At 68.4% G+C, this 15,338-nt stretch carries 14 protein-coding genes; 9 read left to right on the top strand and 5 right to left on the bottom strand.

What is annotated here, in order from left to right; translation table 11 throughout:
- Positions 1-39 precede the first annotated feature (39 nt).
- The 4 genes from C5B96_RS06055 to C5B96_RS06040 all read left to right on the top strand — a co-directional run bounded on the left by C5B96_RS06055 (position 40) and on the right by C5B96_RS06040 (position 4,554).
- A complete protein-coding gene (locus C5B96_RS06055) occupies positions 40-993 on the top strand; it encodes a substrate-binding domain-containing protein (RefSeq protein WP_158507120.1) in 954 nt (317 codons plus the stop codon).
- Positions 994-996: 3 nt separating this feature from the next.
- Entirely contained in the window at positions 997-2,544 is a 1,548-nt protein-coding gene (locus C5B96_RS06050) for a sugar ABC transporter ATP-binding protein (RefSeq protein WP_104243932.1), read from the top strand.
- Positions 2,541-3,545 (top strand): ribose ABC transporter permease, encoded by a 1,005-nt coding sequence (locus C5B96_RS06045; RefSeq protein WP_104243930.1) that lies wholly within the window; start codon positions 2,541-2,543, stop codon positions 3,543-3,545. The genes C5B96_RS06050 and C5B96_RS06045 overlap by 4 nt, the downstream gene beginning before the upstream one ends.
- A gap of 70 nt (positions 3,546-3,615) precedes the next feature.
- Positions 3,616-4,554, top strand: a complete 939-nt coding sequence (locus tag C5B96_RS06040; RefSeq protein ID WP_146078094.1) for a sugar-binding transcriptional regulator — start codon at positions 3,616-3,618, stop codon at positions 4,552-4,554.
- Between the two features lie 15 nt (positions 4,555-4,569).
- Here the strand turns inward: C5B96_RS06040 and manD (C5B96_RS06035) are convergent, their stop codons facing one another.
- From manD (C5B96_RS06035) to C5B96_RS06020, 4 genes are all read right to left on the bottom strand, one after another.
- On the bottom strand, positions 4,570-5,808 hold the full coding sequence (gene manD / locus C5B96_RS06035) for a D-mannonate dehydratase ManD (RefSeq protein ID WP_104243926.1): 1,239 nt from the start codon (positions 5,806-5,808) through the stop codon (positions 4,570-4,572).
- Complete coding sequence (locus tag C5B96_RS06030; RefSeq protein ID WP_233189032.1) at positions 5,789-7,216, bottom strand: mannitol dehydrogenase family protein; 1,428 nt, start codon at positions 7,214-7,216, stop codon at positions 5,789-5,791. Before C5B96_RS06030 ends, manD (C5B96_RS06035) begins: the two co-directional genes overlap by 20 nt.
- Positions 7,213-8,421 (bottom strand): D-mannonate dehydratase ManD, encoded by a 1,209-nt coding sequence (manD, locus tag C5B96_RS06025; protein ID WP_104243924.1) that lies wholly within the window; start codon positions 8,419-8,421, stop codon positions 7,213-7,215. Before manD (C5B96_RS06025) ends, C5B96_RS06030 begins: the two co-directional genes overlap by 4 nt.
- A gap of 147 nt (positions 8,422-8,568) precedes the next feature.
- A complete protein-coding gene (locus C5B96_RS06020) occupies positions 8,569-9,285 on the bottom strand; it encodes a GntR family transcriptional regulator (protein WP_104243922.1) in 717 nt (238 codons plus the stop codon).
- A 109-nt stretch (positions 9,286-9,394) separates the two neighbouring features.
- Here C5B96_RS06020 and C5B96_RS06015 point away from each other — a divergent pair, with 109 nt between their 5' ends.
- From C5B96_RS06015 to C5B96_RS06000, 4 genes are all read left to right on the top strand, one after another.
- A complete protein-coding gene (locus C5B96_RS06015; RefSeq protein ID WP_104243920.1) occupies positions 9,395-10,792 on the top strand; it encodes an MFS transporter in 1,398 nt (465 codons plus the stop codon).
- The gene (locus tag C5B96_RS06010) at positions 10,789-11,817 is read left to right on the top strand and encodes an L-idonate 5-dehydrogenase (RefSeq protein ID WP_104243918.1); all 1,029 of its coding nucleotides are present in this window, start codon (positions 10,789-10,791) and stop codon (positions 11,815-11,817) included. Before C5B96_RS06015 ends, C5B96_RS06010 begins: the two co-directional genes overlap by 4 nt.
- Before the next feature lie 87 nt (positions 11,818-11,904).
- The gene (locus C5B96_RS06005; RefSeq protein WP_104243916.1) at positions 11,905-12,591 is read left to right on the top strand and encodes a bifunctional 4-hydroxy-2-oxoglutarate aldolase/2-dehydro-3-deoxy-phosphogluconate aldolase; all 687 of its coding nucleotides are present in this window, start codon (positions 11,905-11,907) and stop codon (positions 12,589-12,591) included.
- Positions 12,588-13,565 (top strand): sugar kinase, encoded by a 978-nt coding sequence (locus C5B96_RS06000; protein WP_233189031.1) that lies wholly within the window; start codon positions 12,588-12,590, stop codon positions 13,563-13,565. Before C5B96_RS06005 ends, C5B96_RS06000 begins: the two co-directional genes overlap by 4 nt.
- A gap of 83 nt (positions 13,566-13,648) precedes the next feature.
- Here the strand turns inward: C5B96_RS06000 and C5B96_RS05995 are convergent, their stop codons facing one another.
- Complete coding sequence (locus C5B96_RS05995; protein WP_104243914.1) at positions 13,649-14,524, bottom strand: IclR family transcriptional regulator; 876 nt, start codon at positions 14,522-14,524, stop codon at positions 13,649-13,651.
- Between the two features lie 148 nt (positions 14,525-14,672).
- Here C5B96_RS05995 and C5B96_RS05990 point away from each other — a divergent pair, with 148 nt between their 5' ends.
- Positions 14,673-15,338, top strand: a complete 666-nt coding sequence (locus tag C5B96_RS05990) for an ABC transporter permease (protein WP_104243912.1) — start codon at positions 14,673-14,675, stop codon at positions 15,336-15,338.

Below are 15,338 nucleotides of genomic sequence, written 5' to 3'. Positions count from 1 at the left end.
ATCGTCGACCATCGACACCACAACAGGAGAAGAACCACCATGGCCAATGCAGTCCAGAAGAAATATCTCTTTCCGTCTCTGATCGCCGTCGGAGTGCTGCTCAGCGTCTCCGCGTGCGCAGGCGGATCAGCCGCCGGCGGCGCAGACGACGGCAAGCTGAAGATCGGCGTGACCGTCTCGAACAGCACCAACCCGTTCTTCGTCAAGGAGAGCGAGACCGCGGTCTCGGAGGGAAAGGCGCTCGGCGCAGAGGTGCTCTCGCAGGAGGCCGGCGAAGACGTCACCACCCAGTCGAACCAGATCGACCAGTTCATCACCTCGGGAGTGGACTTCATCGTGATCGACCCGGTCGACTCCGACGGTATCGGCCCCGCCGTGAAGCGGGCGATCACAGCGGGCATCCCGGTGGTCGGAATCGACTCCGAGACGAAGAACGCGAGCGCCAACGTGACCACCGACAACACCCAGGCGGGCCAGGTGTCGTGCGTCTCGCTCGCCGAGCAGATCGGCGGCAAGGGCGACATCGCCATCATCGACGGCACTCCCATCAAGAGCGTCTCCGACCGTGTCGCGGGCTGTAAGGCGGCACTTCAGGCCTATCCCGACATCAAGGTCGTGGCTGAGCAGCGCGGTGACAACAGCCGCGACAAGGCCCTGCCCGTCGCCACCGACATCCTGACGGCCAACCCGTCGATCGTCGCGATCTTCGCGATCAACGACCCGACAGCGGCCGGCGTCGAACTGGCCGCCCAGCAGAAGGGGATGAAGATCGTCATCACCTCGGTCGACGGCGCCAAGGCTGCCACCGACGACATCCTCGCCGGGGGCATGATCACCGCCACGGCTGCCCAGGACCCGAAGGCTCTGGCCGCGAAGGGTGTGGAGATGGGAGCCGCCCTCGCCAAGGGCGACACGCTGCCCGAGACGCTGGTGAAACTGCCGACCACACTGATCGACGCCTCCACCGCCGCTGACTACACCCCCTGGGGATAGTCGATGGCGATCGAGAACAGCCCCCGGCCGGTGGTCAGGCTCCGGGGGATCGTCAAGAGATTCGCCGGTGTGACCGTGGTGAACGGGGTCGATCTCGACCTCTTCGCCGGCCAGGTGCATGTTCTGGCCGGCGAGAACGGCGCAGGCAAGTCGACTCTGATGAAGGTGCTGGCCGGCATCCACAAGCCGGATGCGGGCACGATCGAGATCGACGGCGAGCAGCGCAGTTTCGACGTGCGCACGGCGAAGGTGGCCGGCATCGCACTCGTTCACCAGGAGCTGCTGATCGCCCCGAACCTGTCGGTCGCCGACAACCTGGCGATGGGGCGGGAGTACCGCACGGGCCTCGGCACGCTCAACCGTCGGCGCACCCGGGAGCGGGCGCGGGAGCAGCTTGCGCGGGTCGGTGCGACGTTCCCCGAGACCGAGAGGGCCGAGCACCTCTCGACCGGCCAGCAACAGCTGGTCGAGATCGCTCGGTCGATCGCCGACAACCCGAAGGTGCTCATCTTCGACGAGCCGTCTGCCGCGCTCAGCGCCCGTGAGGTGGCGAACCTGTTCCGCATCGTCGAGGAGCAGCGGGCAGCGGGCACGGCCATCGTCTACATCACCCACCGGATGGATGAGATAGAGAAGCTCGCCGACGTCGTGACCGTTCTTCGGGACGGGAAGTTCGTCGAGACCCTGCCGATCGCCGAGGCGAGCCCGGAGGCCATCGTCACCCGGATGGTGGGCCGCCCGATCGAAGCCCTCTTCAGCGAGAACCGCCCGCCCGCGGGTGAGGTGGTGCTCGACGTCTCCGATCTCGGCGACGGAGAGAACATCGGGCCGATCAGCCTCGAGGTGCGCGCCGGTGAGGTCGTGGGAATGGCGGGTCTCGTCGGCAGCGGTCGCACCGAGTTCGCCCGGCTCGTCTTCGGAGCCGATGAGGCCAAGACGGGCACCGTGCGCATCGACGGCGAACTGCTCCGGTCGACGTCTCCGATGGGCGCGATGCGCGCCGGGGTGGCACTGGTGCCCGAGAGCCGGAAGGACCAGGGGCTGGTGCTCGGCGAGAGCATCGCGCAGAACGTCGTCATGGCCTCGTTCGGCTCGGTGTCTTCGGCCGGCGTCATCCGCAGCCGGGCGGTGAAGAAGGTCACCGACTCCGAACGCACCCGCATGGGCATCAAGTCGCCGCGCGACATGAAGGTGCGCCAGCTCTCGGGCGGCAACCAGCAGAAGGTGTTGCTGTCGAAATGGCTGCAGACGAACCCGAAGGTCCTCATTCTCGACGAGCCCACGCGCGGCGTCGACGTGGGGGCCAAGGCCGACATCTACGCCATCATCAACGCCATCGCTGCCAAGGGCGTCGCCGTGCTCGTCATCTCCAGTGAGCTGCCCGAACTGCTCGGTCTCGTCGACCGGATCGTCGTGATGCGGGAAGGCCGACTCGTCGCCGCGTTCCCGAACGTCGATCTGACCGAGGAGGCGGTCATGCAGCACGCCTTCGGCGTACCGAGCACCCAGACCTCGTCGAATCCGATTCTCAGCAAGAAGGCCCTGTCATGAGCACCACCACCACCGCTCCACCCTCCGTTCCCCCCGTCGGCGACGCTCGTCGCAGCGCTTTCCGGCAGTTCCTCGATCGAAGCGACCAGCTGGGAATCGGCGTCGCGCTGGTGCTCCTCGTCGTCTTGATGGCGATCATCGCCCCCTACTTCTGGAGCGTCAACAACCTGCTCGAGGTCATGCGCCAGGTGAGCGCCATTGCGATCCTGGCCGCCGGTGGCACCTTCGTGATCCTGACCGCGGGGATCGATCTCTCGGTGGGCTCCGCGCTCGGCGTGACCGCGATGGTCGCCATCGTGCTCAGCAGCGCCGACGCGCCGGCGATCGTGTCGATCGTCGGAGCACTGGCCGCCGGGGCGGTGATCGGAGCGATCAACGGCGTCTTCATCTCCCGCTTCGCCCTGCCGGCGTTCATCGTGACACTGGCCGCCCTCACCTTCCTCCGCGGGTTCGTCTATGTCGGTACGGGGGGTACGACACTCATCCCCGACAGCATCGGTTACGGCTGGATCGGGCAGGACAGCATTCTCGGGGTGCCCTATGCCGTCGTCATCATGCTCGTCGTCTATGTCGTCGGTTGGTTCGTACTGAATCGCACGGTCTTCGGCCGCCAGGTCATGGCGATCGGCGGCAACGCCGAGGCCGCTCGGCTCTCGGGCATCCCGGTGCGCCGCGTCATCTTCCTCGTCTACGTGATCTCGGGCCTCACCGCCGGCGTCGCGGGGCTGATCGTCGCGTCGCGGCTCGAGAGCGCCGTTCCCGACCTCGGCACCGGGTACGAACTGAACGCCATCGCCGCCATCGTGCTGGGCGGCACCTCGCTGGCGGGCGGCCGCGGCTCGCTCGTCGGTACGTTCATCGGCGCCATCTTCATCGCTGTCATCACGAACGGGATGACCCTGCTGAATGTGCAGTCGTTCTACCAGCAGATCATCATGGGGTTCGTCATTCTGCTCGCGGTGCTGATCGACCGGCTGCGCCGGGGCACCGCCGGGGACTGAGCGTGGGCCGGGTCTCGCTCACTCAGGTGCGCTGTGCGGTCTCGTGACCGGGTTCGCACGAGCTGTCGTCGTGGATGACCGGCTGGCCATCCGCGCGGCGTACCTCTACTACCGGCTCGACCTCACGCAGGCGCGGGTGGCAAGCCGTCTCGGGGTCAGTCGCGCCAAGGTCGGGCGGCTGCTTGCGTCGGCCCGCAGCAGCGGAATCGTGAGCATCGACATTCAGCACCCGCTCAGCAGGGTGACCGGGATGGAGGTCGCCCTCGTGATGCGGTACGGCCTGCGCGACGCCGTGGTCGCGTCGACCCTCGCGGGCCCCGAGGGTGAGGGAGACCTCCAGCTGCTCGCGGTCGGCGCTGCCGGGGCGCACTACCTCGCGTCACTCGAACTCGACCAGACGGCGCTCGCGCTCGGCTGGGGAACCACGATGCAGGCGGTGGCGGCCGCTCTCTACCCGGGTTGGGCCCACGAGGTCGACGTCTACCAACTGAACGGAGCCGTTCCGGCCCCGGGCCACGCCACGGGCGCCGCCGAGATGATGGACAGGTTCGCCGAGCTGGGCGCGGGCCGGGCGCACCACCTGCAGGTGCCGGCGATCGTCGACCGCATCGCCGTTCGCGAGGCCCTCGAGGCCGAACGCAGTGTGAGCCGCGACCTCAGCGGTGCCCGGGATGCCCCGGTGGCGATGTTCTCACTCGGCGACCTTTGCCGGGAATCGGTTCTGGTGGCCTCGGGCTACATCGACGCAGACCTGATCGACTCGCTCCGCGGGTGCGGCGCGGTCGGCGATCTGATCTCGCGCTTCGTCGGAGCCGACGGCCAGATCACCGATCCCGAACTGGACCAGCGCACCATGGGCCTCGAGCTCGAGAGCCTGGGTGCCCGCGGCGTGGCCATCGGCATCGCCGCGGGACCGAGCAAAGCCCCGATCGCCCGCGCGGCCATCGCCGGTGGCCATCTGAACACCCTCATCGTCGACGACTCGCTGGCGGCGGCGCTGCTGGCCTGACGCGACGCGGCAGGTCTACCAGTCGTGCACCGTTCCGTCAGCGAGCCGGTTGTAGGGCAGATACGCCGTCTCGTAGGGGTACCTGCCGGCCTCGTCGAGGTTCAGCGAGACTCCGAGCCCCGGCTCCGTGCCCGGGTGCAGCATTCCGTTCTGCCAGGTGAACGTCTGCTCGAACACCTCGTTCGTGCGGGCGCCGTGCTTCATGTACTCCTGGATGCCGAAGTTGTGGATGGCCAGGCCGAGGTGCATCGCCGCGGCCATGCCGACGGGCGAGATGTCGGTCGGTCCGTGCATTCCTGACTTGATCTGGTACTGCGCGGCGTAGTCGAGCACCTTCCGCAAGTGGCTGATGCCTCCGGTGTGGGTGACGGCGCTCCGCACATAGTCGATCAACTGCTCGCGGATGATCTGCTGGTAGTCCCACACGGTGTTGAAGATCTCACCGATCGCGAGCGGCGTGGTGGTGTGCTGGCGTACGAGCCGCAGGGCCTCGGGGTTCTCGGCGGGTGTGCAGTCCTCGAGCCAGAACAGGTCGTACGGTTCGAGGGACTTTCCGAGCTGGGCGGCCTGGATCGGCGTCATGCGGTGATGTCCGTCGTGCAGCAGGGGCAGCTCGGGCCCGAACTCGTTCCGAACCGCCTCGAAGACCGTGGGAACGTGGCGCAGGTAGCTGCGGGTGTCCCAGTCCTCCTCGGCCGGCCGCGCGCCGCGCTGGGCGGGTTCGTGGTCGTACCGCACGCCGGAGTTGGCTTCGAAGGTCGCGTTCGACGCGATGCCGTAGATCGACTTCAGCCCGGGAACGCCGGTCTGAACGCGGATGGCCCGGTAGCCCTGTTCCTGGTGCGAGCGGATGCTGTCGAACAGCTCCTCCTGGGTCTTGCCCGACGCGTGACCGTAGGCGAGCAGGCCGGTTCTGGATGCGCCGCCGAGCAGCTGGTAGAGCGGCATGTTCGCGGCTCTGGCCTTGATGTCCCAGAGCGCCACGTCGACCGCGGCGATGGCGGCCATCGTCACGGGGCCGCGCCGCCAGTAGGCAGAGCGGTAGAGGAACTGCCACGTGTCTTCGATGTTGTGCGCATCGATTCCGATGAGTAGCGGTACAACGTGGTCGCGCAGGTACGAGACGACGGCGAGCTCCCGCCCGTTCAGGGTGGCGTCGCCGAGGCCGACGTGCCCCTCATCCGTCGTCAGCTTCAGGGTGACGAAGTTGCGGTCGGGGCTGGTGACGATGACGTCAGCCTTCTCGATTCTCATGGGTCTCTCCTTCGAGTGGAACGAGGCGGGGGTCGATCAGGCGGAGCAGAGCGTCTCTCGCCCCGTTCTGCGACGCGGCGGCCGCGCGAACGTCGGCTTCGGCGGCATCCGTCATGACACCGTCGTGCAGCACACCGCCCGGGAGCACCTGCGACATCCAGCCCCTGATGATGCTGAGGGAGGCGTCGGCATCGCGACCCGCCGCCCATTCGGCCAGCACGATCGGCACGATGCGGATGCGGAGCTTCGCCACGGCGTCGTTCGCGATCTGCGCGAGACGGTGTTCGATGCGAGCATTGCCGAAGCGCTCGAGCAGCGCAGAACGGTAGGAGTCGAGGTGCAGGTCGACGTCGCCGGGCAGGTGACGCACCGCCTCGTTCCAGAACGCGTTCACGGCTTCGAGGCAGCCGGGGTCGGCGATGGCGGCAGCGACCGTCTCGTGACCGCGCTGCCTGGCCGTGTAGGCGAGCAGGCTGTGCGCTCCGTTCAGCAACCACAGTTTGCGGTTCTCGAACGGGGCGATCCCGTCGACGAAACGTGCCCCGGCGCTCTCCCAGTCGGGGCGCCCGGCCGGGAAGTCCCCGCAGAGCACCCAGTCGGAGAACGGCTCGGTCACGACGGGGGCCGCATCGAACCAGCCGGTGAGGCTGGTCGCGGTCGTGACGTCGGCTGGCGTGGACTTCGGAGTGATGCGGTCGACCGACGTCGACACGACGGAGACCTCCACGGCGATCCAGTTGGCCAGGGAGGGATCGACCTCCCCGGCGAGGGCCAGGAGCGCCGACCGGACGACCGGCCCGTTCTCCGGCAGATTGTCGCAGGGCACGATGGCGATCGGGGCGCTGATGCCTGCCGTGGCCCCCGCAGAACGGCGCTCGTGCAGGCCGAAGAGCAGCCGGCCGAGGGTGGTCTGCAGGCCGGACGGCGGAGGCGTCGCCGTGCCCGACGCATCCACCAGGCGCCTCAGAAGCCCCACGTCGGCCGCCACCGAGGGGTCGGCCGCATCGGGCCTGCCCTCCCGGTCGAGCCGGTAGCCGGCCTCCGTGATCGTGAGGGTGACGATGGCGACGGCGGGGTCGCGGAGCAGCTCCCCGAGGCGCGCGACATCCCTGCCGTCGTTCGTCTCGACGATGCTCGTGATCACCGTCGCGGAGTCACCGGAGTCGGCCCGCTCGATGAGCGTGTAGAGGCCCCCCTGCGGCAGCAGTTCGAGCGCGGCCTGCGGGCTCCGGCCCGTGAAGGCGGCGATGCCCCACTCTGCCGCGTCGCTCGCGTGCGCGGTGTACCAGGCCTGGTGGGCCCGGTGGAAGGCACCGAGCCCGAGGTGCACGATCCGAACGGGAGGAGCGGATGCCGCGAGGCCGGTCTGCCGGGCCAGGGCGTCGCGGGTGAGCGGTTCGGCGGTCACCAGTCGTGCACTGTTCCGTCGAGACGGCGGTTCACGGGCAGGTACTTCGGGTTGTAGGGGAAGTGCGCCGCCGCCTTCTCGTCGAACTCGACTCCGAGGCCGGGAGCGGTGCCCGGGTGCATCAGACCGTCGTCGAAGGTGTAGTCGTGCCGGAAGACCTCGGCCGTCTGCGGGGTGTGTCCCATGTACTCCTGCACCCCGAAGTTCGGGATGCTCAGGTCGACGTGCAGCGCCGCCGCCATCGTGATGGGCGAGAGGTCGCCGGCCCCGTGCGACCCGCTCCGCACGCCGTAGAGCTCGGCGAGCGAGAAGATACGGCGGAGGTGGGTGATGCCGCCGGCGTGTGACACCGAGGTGCGGATGTAGTCGATCAGACGCTCGGTGATGAGCGTCTGACAGTCCCAGATGGAGTTGAACACCTCACCGACGGCGATCGGCGTGGTGGTGTGCTGCCGGATGAGCCGGAACGCCGTCTGGTCCTCGGCCGGGGTTGGATCCTCCATCCAGAACGGACGGTAGGGTTCGAGCGAGGCGCCGAGCCTGCCCGCCTCGATGGGCGTCAGGCGGTGGTGCACGTCGTGCAGCACGTGCACGCCGAACCCGAACCTCTCTCTGACGAACTCGAACAGGCGCGGGGCGAAGTCGAGATACGACGTGGTCTCCCAGCTGTCCTCCTGGGGCAGCGACCCGCTCGCCGGCTCATAGTGGGCACCCTGGGCGGGAATGCCGTAGGTCTTCTCCACACCCGGAATCGACGCCTGCACCCGAATGGCCTTGTAGCCGAGTTCGAGGTGGGCGCTGAAGTCGTCGGCCAGTTCTTCGAGGTCGCTGCCCGAGGCATGGCCGTAGACCATCACCCCGGTACGGGCGGCACCGCCGAGCAGCTCGTAGACCGGCATCCCTGCCGCCTTGCCCTTGATGTCCCACAGAGCGACGTCGACCGCGGCGATCGCCGTCATGGTGACGGGCCCGCGTCGCCAGTACGCGCCTTTGTAGAGGTAGTGCCAGATGTCTTCGATGCGGTTGGCCTCCCGGCCGATCAGAAGGGGAACCACATGGTCGCGGAGGTACGACTCGACGGCGAGTTCGCGGCCGTTCAGGGTGGCGTCGCCGATACCGCGGATGCCTTCGTCGGTGTCGATGATGAGTGTCACGTAGTTGCGGCCCGGCGAACTGACCACAACTCGGGCGTCGGTGATGAGCATGTCTGCCTGTTCCTGGTGTGCCTGGGGCGTTCGTTTCTTCGCTGATGCGAACGACGGGTGAGAGGTCGGCCAACCGGTGAATCCCTCACTGATATACAAGTATGGCACATCTTGCCGAGCCGCGCCCCGACGCTCGGATGCGACTGCTCAGCGACGCCGGGAGGAGGCGGGCGGGTCGAAGAGTTCAGGGCGATCCGCCCGGATGAGGGCGATGTCGTCGAAGACCTTGCGGAGGTGCCGACGCAGAGCATCCGTCGCCGCCCGCGAATCGCCCCCGGCCAGCGCGTCGACGATGCTCTGGTGCTGGTCGATGAGGGTCGACATCTGTTGGGTGAGCGACAGGGAGAGCCGGCGGGCCCGGTCGAGATGAGCCTTTGCCTGGCTGACGGTGCGCCAGGCAGAGCCGTGCTGGGAGATGTTCATCAGAGCGAAGTGGAAGTGCTCGTCGAGCGCGAAGAACAGTTCGGTGTCGTCGCGCTCGTCGGCGACCCTCTGCTCGGCGATCACGGCGTTCAGGTCGGCGAGCTGCCCGGCGTCGACAACGTCGACAGCCTCGCTGAGGGCGGCGAGCTCCAGCGATTCCCGCACGAACTGGGATGTCGCGATCTCCGCCTCGACGATGGGGGAGACGAGGGTGCCGACCTGGGGCACGACGGAGACGAGCTGCTCTTCGGCCAGCAGGATGAGGCTCTCTCGGATGGGGGTGCGGGAGAGGCCGAGCTGGCCGGCGAGCTCGTTCTCCGACAGCTGGGAGCCCGGAGCGAGCTCGAGGGTGATGATCTTCTGGCGGATGATCTCCAGCGCCTGGCCGCGGGCGTTCCGCGGAGCTGCGGGCAGGAGGCGGGACGAGCCGACGTACGTCATCTCCCCATTATGGCTCCTTTCAGGGTCTTGCGTACTTGCATGGCAGAGCTTGTATGGTAGTGTGCACGAGGTCGAGCAGAAGACATCCGAGTTGCAAAGGAGCACAGTCATGACGGACAGAACGCGGAGCACACGGGTGGATCCGGCACCGGCCGGGTCGGAACCGACCACCAAGTCCGGCGAACTGGCCAAGGTCGCCGTCTCGGGCTGGCTCGGAACGGCGATGGAGTTCATGGACTTCCAGCTGTACTCGCTGGCCGCCGCCCTCGTCTTCAACAAGATCTTCTTCCCCGACGTGAGCCCCGCGATCGGCTTCATCGCCGCGATGGCGACCTACGGTGTCGGCTACGTCGCCCGGCTGGTGGGGGCGATCTACTTCGGCCGCATGGGTGACCGGATCGGCCGCAAGAAGGTGCTCTTCATCACCATCGCTCTGATGGGGGCATCCACCACCCTCATCGGTGTGCTGCCGACGTACGCGATGGTGGGCATCTGGGCGCCGATCATGCTGGTCGCGCTCCGCCTGATCCAGGGCTTCGGAGCGGGCGCCGAGATCGCCGGCGCCTCGGTCATGCTCGCCGAGTATGCACCGACCCGCAGGCGCGGGCTGATCGCGTCGCTGGTCTCGCTCGGCACCAACTCCGGCACGCTCGCCGCCTCCGGTATCTGGGCGATCCTCGTCGCGACGCTGCCGAGCGACCAGCTCGAGAGCTGGGGCTGGCGCATCCCGTTCCTCGCGAGCTTCATCCTGCTGATCCTGGCCGTCTGGATCCGCACCTCGATCAAGGAGAGCCCGGTCTTCGAACAGCGGGTCGACGTCATCGACGGCGTCGCCATGACCCGCGCCGAGCTCGCCGCCGCCGCGACGGGCAGCGTCAGCACGATCGAGGCGGGCCTGCACCAGCGGAAGGGCCGCGCCTTCCTCATCGCGCTCGGGCTGCGGTTCGGGCAGGCCGGCAACTCGGGGCTCATCCAGACGTTCCTCATCGGTTACCTCGCCACCACCCTGCTTCTCGACAAGTCGGTCGGTATCAATGCGATCCTGATCGGGTCGCTGATCGGCTTCGCGACGGTTCCGGCGATGGGGCTGATCGGCGACCGGGTCGGCAGGCGACCGGTGTACATCGTGCTCACGATCATCACGATCCTGTTCGCGGTTCCGATGCTCCTCATGATCAACAGCGGCGACACCGTTCTCGTGACGATCGCGATCGTGGCGGGCCTCAACATCGGCGTGCTCGGCCTCTTCGCGATGGAGAGTGTGACCATGGCCGAACTCTTCGGTGCCCGCACCCGCTTCACGCAGCTCGCCCTCGCCAAGGAGATCGGCGGCATACTCGCCACCGCCATCGGCCCGGTGCTCGCGGCGACCCTCACCGCCGTGACCGGATCGTGGTGGCCGCTCGCCGCGATGATCATCGGCTACTCGGCGATCACCCTGGTGAGTGCGATCGTGGCGCCCGAGACCCGCGGCCGCGACCTGGTTCTGCTGCAGGACGCAGCATGAGAGCCGTCGTCGTACACGGGCCCGACGACCTCCGCATCGACGAGGTCGCCGATCCCGTCGCCGGGCCCGGGCAGGTCGTCATGGCGATGGAGTGGGGCGGGATCTGCGGATCCGACCTCTCCTACTGGAAGCACGGCGCCTCCGGCACCGCCGTGCTGAAGCACCCGCTGGTGCTGGGGCACGAGATCGCCGGGCGCATCGTGGAACTCGGATCGGGTGTCACGAACCTCTCGGTCGGCGACGCGGTCACCGTGCATCCCTCCCAGCCGGTCGGCGAGACCCCTCTGCCGGAACGGTTGGCCGGGCGCACCAACCTGTACCCCGAGATCCGCTACTTCGGGTCGGCGGCCTTCGACCCGCACACCGACGGCGGGTTCAGCGAACTGCGCGCGGTCGATGCGGGGATGATCCGGCTGCTGCCCGACGGCGTCGACACCCTGGGCGGCGCGCTTGCCGAACCCTTCGCGGTGGCGTTGCACGCGGTGAACCGAGCGGGCGACGTGCGGGGGAGGGATGTGCTCGTGAACGGAGCCGGACCGATCGGTTCGCTCGTGGTCGCTGCGCTCAAGCACCGGGGTGCCGCCACCATCACCGCAGCAGACATCCAGGGCAGCGCTCTCGCCGTCGCACGGCAGCTCGGCGCCACCACGACACTCAACGTCGCCGAGGGCGATGTGCTGCCGGCCGATGCCGAGATCGTCTTCGAGACGTCGGGAGCCTCCGGGGCGCTCGGCTCCGTGCTCCGTGCCACGGCTCGCGGCGGCACGCTCGTGCAGGTCGGCAACCTCCCGGGCACCCCCACCCCGGCCGCGATCGGAGACCTCGTCACCCGCGAGATCACCTGGATCGGGTCGTACCGCTTCGTCGACGAGATCGACGACGCGCTCGAGGCCCTGGCCGGCGGAGTCGACCTCACGCCGATCGTGACGCACCGCTTCGACCTGGCCGACGCCGGCGAGGCGATGCAGGTCGCCGCCGACCGCGCGTCGGGCAGCAGCAAGGTCATGCTCCGGCTGGGCGCCTGACCGCTGCGGCTCCGCGCTGCGCCCGCCGGACGGCGCCTGCCGCGCTGCACTCCCTCACCTCTGCACCCGACCCCGTTCAGGAACCCGATGTCGACATCCGCCACACCCGCTACACCCGCTACACCCGCTGCTCCCGTCCGACCCCGCCCGTCGCAGCTCCTGCTCGACACGAAGGTCGTAGCCGTTCTGCGGGCCACCCACGCCGCCGAGTATGAGCCGGTCATCGAGGCGCTTCTCAAGGGCGGGGTGAGGTCGATAGAGCTCACCCTCAGCACGGCAGGGGTCTTCGAACACCTTCCGGCGCTCCGCGCGCGTTTCGGTGCCGAAGCCGAGATCGGAGTGGGCACCGTGACGAACGTGGGCCAGGCCCTCGAGGCGATCGAAGCGGGCGCGTCGTACCTTGTCACCCCGGTCACCGGCACCGACATCATCGAGACGTCGGTCTCGCGTGGTGTACCCATCTTCCCGGGTGGACTGACGCCGACCGAACTGCACTCCGGCTGGGCGGCGGGCGGCACCGCGGTGAAGGTCTTCCCCGCCTCGCTCGTCGGCGAGAGCTACATCGCGATGCTCCGCGGGCCCTTCCCGGGCATCCAGGTCATCCCGTCTGGTGGGGTCGGGCTCGACGATGCGGTGCGCTGGATCGGTGCCGGCGCGCTGGCCGTGAGCGTCGGCGGCCCGTTGCTCGGCGACGCTTTCGCGGGTGGCGACCTCGGTGCCCTCACCGACCGGGCGACGCGGCTCGCCGCAGCGGTCGCGGAGGCGGCAGCGTGACCAGCCGCACGCCGCAGCAACCGTACCTGGTGACGTTCGGCGAGACCATGGCGCTGTTGCAGGCCGAGCACCCCGGGCCACTGGCGCACGTCTCCTCCCTCGGGCTCGGCATCGGTGGGTCGGAATCGAACGTGGCCATCGGTGTCACGCGCCTCGGCGGCTCCACCGTCTGGTGCGGCAGAGTCGGAGACGACTCGCTCGGGCAGCTGGTGCTGCGGGAGATCCGAGCAGAGGGCGTGGATGTGCGCGCCATCGTCGACGCGGGCGCTCCCACCGGGCTCATGATCAAGGAACGCCGAACGGCAGACACCCAGAAGGTGACCTACTACCGCTCCGGCAGTGCAGGGTCGCGTCTCTCGGCGGAGGATCTCGACGAGGGACTCCTCCGCGGTGCATCAGTGCTCCACCTCACCGGCATCACCCCCGCGCTCTCTGCCTCGGCGGCCGATGCGGTGTTCGCCGCGATCGGGTTGGCGCGGGCATCCGGTGTCACCGTCTCGTTCGACCTCAACTACCGCTCGAAGCTCTGGAGCGCCGAGGCCGCGGCGGCCGTCTACCGGCGGCTGCTCCCGCTCGTCGACATCGCGTTCGCGGGCGACGACGAGGCGGCCCTCGTCTTCGGGGAGGCCACGTCTGACGTGCTGGCTGCCCGGCTCGCCGAGGCGGGGCCGTCGGAGGCGATCATCAAACGCGGGCACCTCGGTGCGGTGGCGGTGATCGACGGAACGCTGCACTGGCAGGCTCCGGTGCCGATCTCCCCCCTCGACACCGTGGGCGCAGGTGACGCCTTCGTGGCGGGATACCTCGCGGAATCACTGCGCACCGGGGAGTCGGGCGGGTCGACGCCGGAGTCGCGACTCGCGCTTGCGGCGCATGCCGGGGCCTTCGCGTGCCTGGCCCCCGGCGACTGGGAGGGGCTGCCCACCCGCGCCGAACTGCACCTGCTGAACGCGCCGGAGGCCGTGACGCGCTGAGCCGGTCAGGCCCGGCGCAGCTGTGGCGGGTCGCCTCTGTCGCTTGTCTGGCGCGCTTCGCGGGCCCGGGTGGCAGGCGGGAGTCAGGGTGACGGTGTCGACCGTCGCGAACTGTCGGCGCCGAGCCGCGTCGAGAGCTCACCGGCGATCTGGGCGACCAGCCGGCCCGCGGGTTCGAGGTGCCCGCCGAGCCGCGCCTTCGGTGCGCTGACGTTGATGGCGGCTACGATGCTGCCGCGAAAATCGAAGACAGGCGCCGAAACGCCGACCACGCCCGCTTCGAATTCCTCGTCGACGGTCGCGTAGCCGCGGCGACGGATGCGACCGATCTCGCGGATGAAGCTCTCGTAGCTCGTGATGACCGGTGTTCCGCTCAACTCGGTCGGGGCCGTCGGCAGGCTCTCCCCGGTGACCGCGGGAGCAACGGGACTGGTGACGGGCCGGTCCTGGCCGTGCCGGTCATACCAGGCGCGCACGTCGGAGTCGCTCCAGTCGCTGATCAGCACGCGACCAGCCGACGTGAGCCACGCTGCGACGCTGACACCTTCCCACGCGATACCCCGGAACGCGTGCTCGCTCAGCTGGCTGCTGAGAGTCAGAACGCTGTCCCCGCGCAAGACGCAGAGATGCGCCGTCTCATGCGTGGCTGAGACGACCTGACGGAGGAAGGGCACAGCCTCCCGCACCAGCCGCGATTCCAGTGTGCGGGCAGCCAGGGCATAGAGCTGGTAGCCGAGACGATACGTCAGCGTCTGGCCATCGCGTGCGACAAGGCCTGCTTCGGCGAGCGTTGCGAGCGTTCGCGACACCTGTCCTTTGTCGCGACCCACGATCTCCGCCAGGCGTACCACCCCGAGACCGCCCGACTCCTCTGCCTCCGGTGAACCGAGCGCTTGCAGCAGTTCGAGGTCGCGGCGGAGGCCGGCGGCGTTCCTTCTCGGTGCAGATGAGGCATCCATACGACCGATTCTAAATGTTTGGTTGTCATTTGCACAACTGACGTTGCACAAATGCACACCGCCGTTCTATGGTCGGGATGTCGCACCACCAGGCACCGATCCGGTGCCCGGGCAACCACTCAACGAAGAGCGAAGGAGATGTGCGTTCATGACCGGATTCGACTTCCCAGGCCTGCTGGCTTTCTGGGGCAAGCGCTCCGATGACATCCTCACCCTCGTCGGAGAGCACCTCCTCGTCGTGGCGATCGCGCTGCTGCTGGCGACGGTCATCGGAGTCGGAGTCGGGCTCCTCGTCTGGAACAGCCCTGTCGGCCGGTCGCTGGCCGTGACCAGCGCCGCGGTGATCCTGACCATTCCGTCGCTCGCACTGCTGGCCGCGATGATTCCCCTCTTCGGCCTGGGATGGGTTCCCACGCTCATCGGCCTGACGCTGTATTCGCTGCTGCCGATCATCCGCAACACGGTCGTGGGTCTTCGGGAAGTCAGCCCCGCGATCATGGAGTCCGCCACCGGCATGGGGCTCGCCCCCGGGGCCGTGCTGCTCCGCATCCAGTTGCCGATGGCCTGGCCGGTGATCGTCACGGGCGTGCGTGTCGCCGCCCAGCTCACCATCGGCATCGCGGCGATCGGAGCGTACGTGGGTGGCCCGGGACTCGGCCAGATGATCTTCCAGGGGCTCAGTTCCCTCGGCTCGAAGAACGCTCTGAACTACGCACTCACCGGCACGCTCTGCGTCATCATCCTGGCCCTCATCGTCGACGGCCTTTTCACGCTCATCACCAGATACACCACATCGAAGGGACTGAGGGCCTGA

The sequence above is a fragment of the Subtercola sp. Z020 genome (assembly GCF_002931235.1).
Lineage (GTDB): Bacteria > Actinomycetota > Actinomycetes > Actinomycetales > Microbacteriaceae > Subtercola.
The sequence above is the reverse complement of the archived record's forward strand: the minus strand, read 5'-3'. Positions and strand labels throughout refer to the sequence as shown.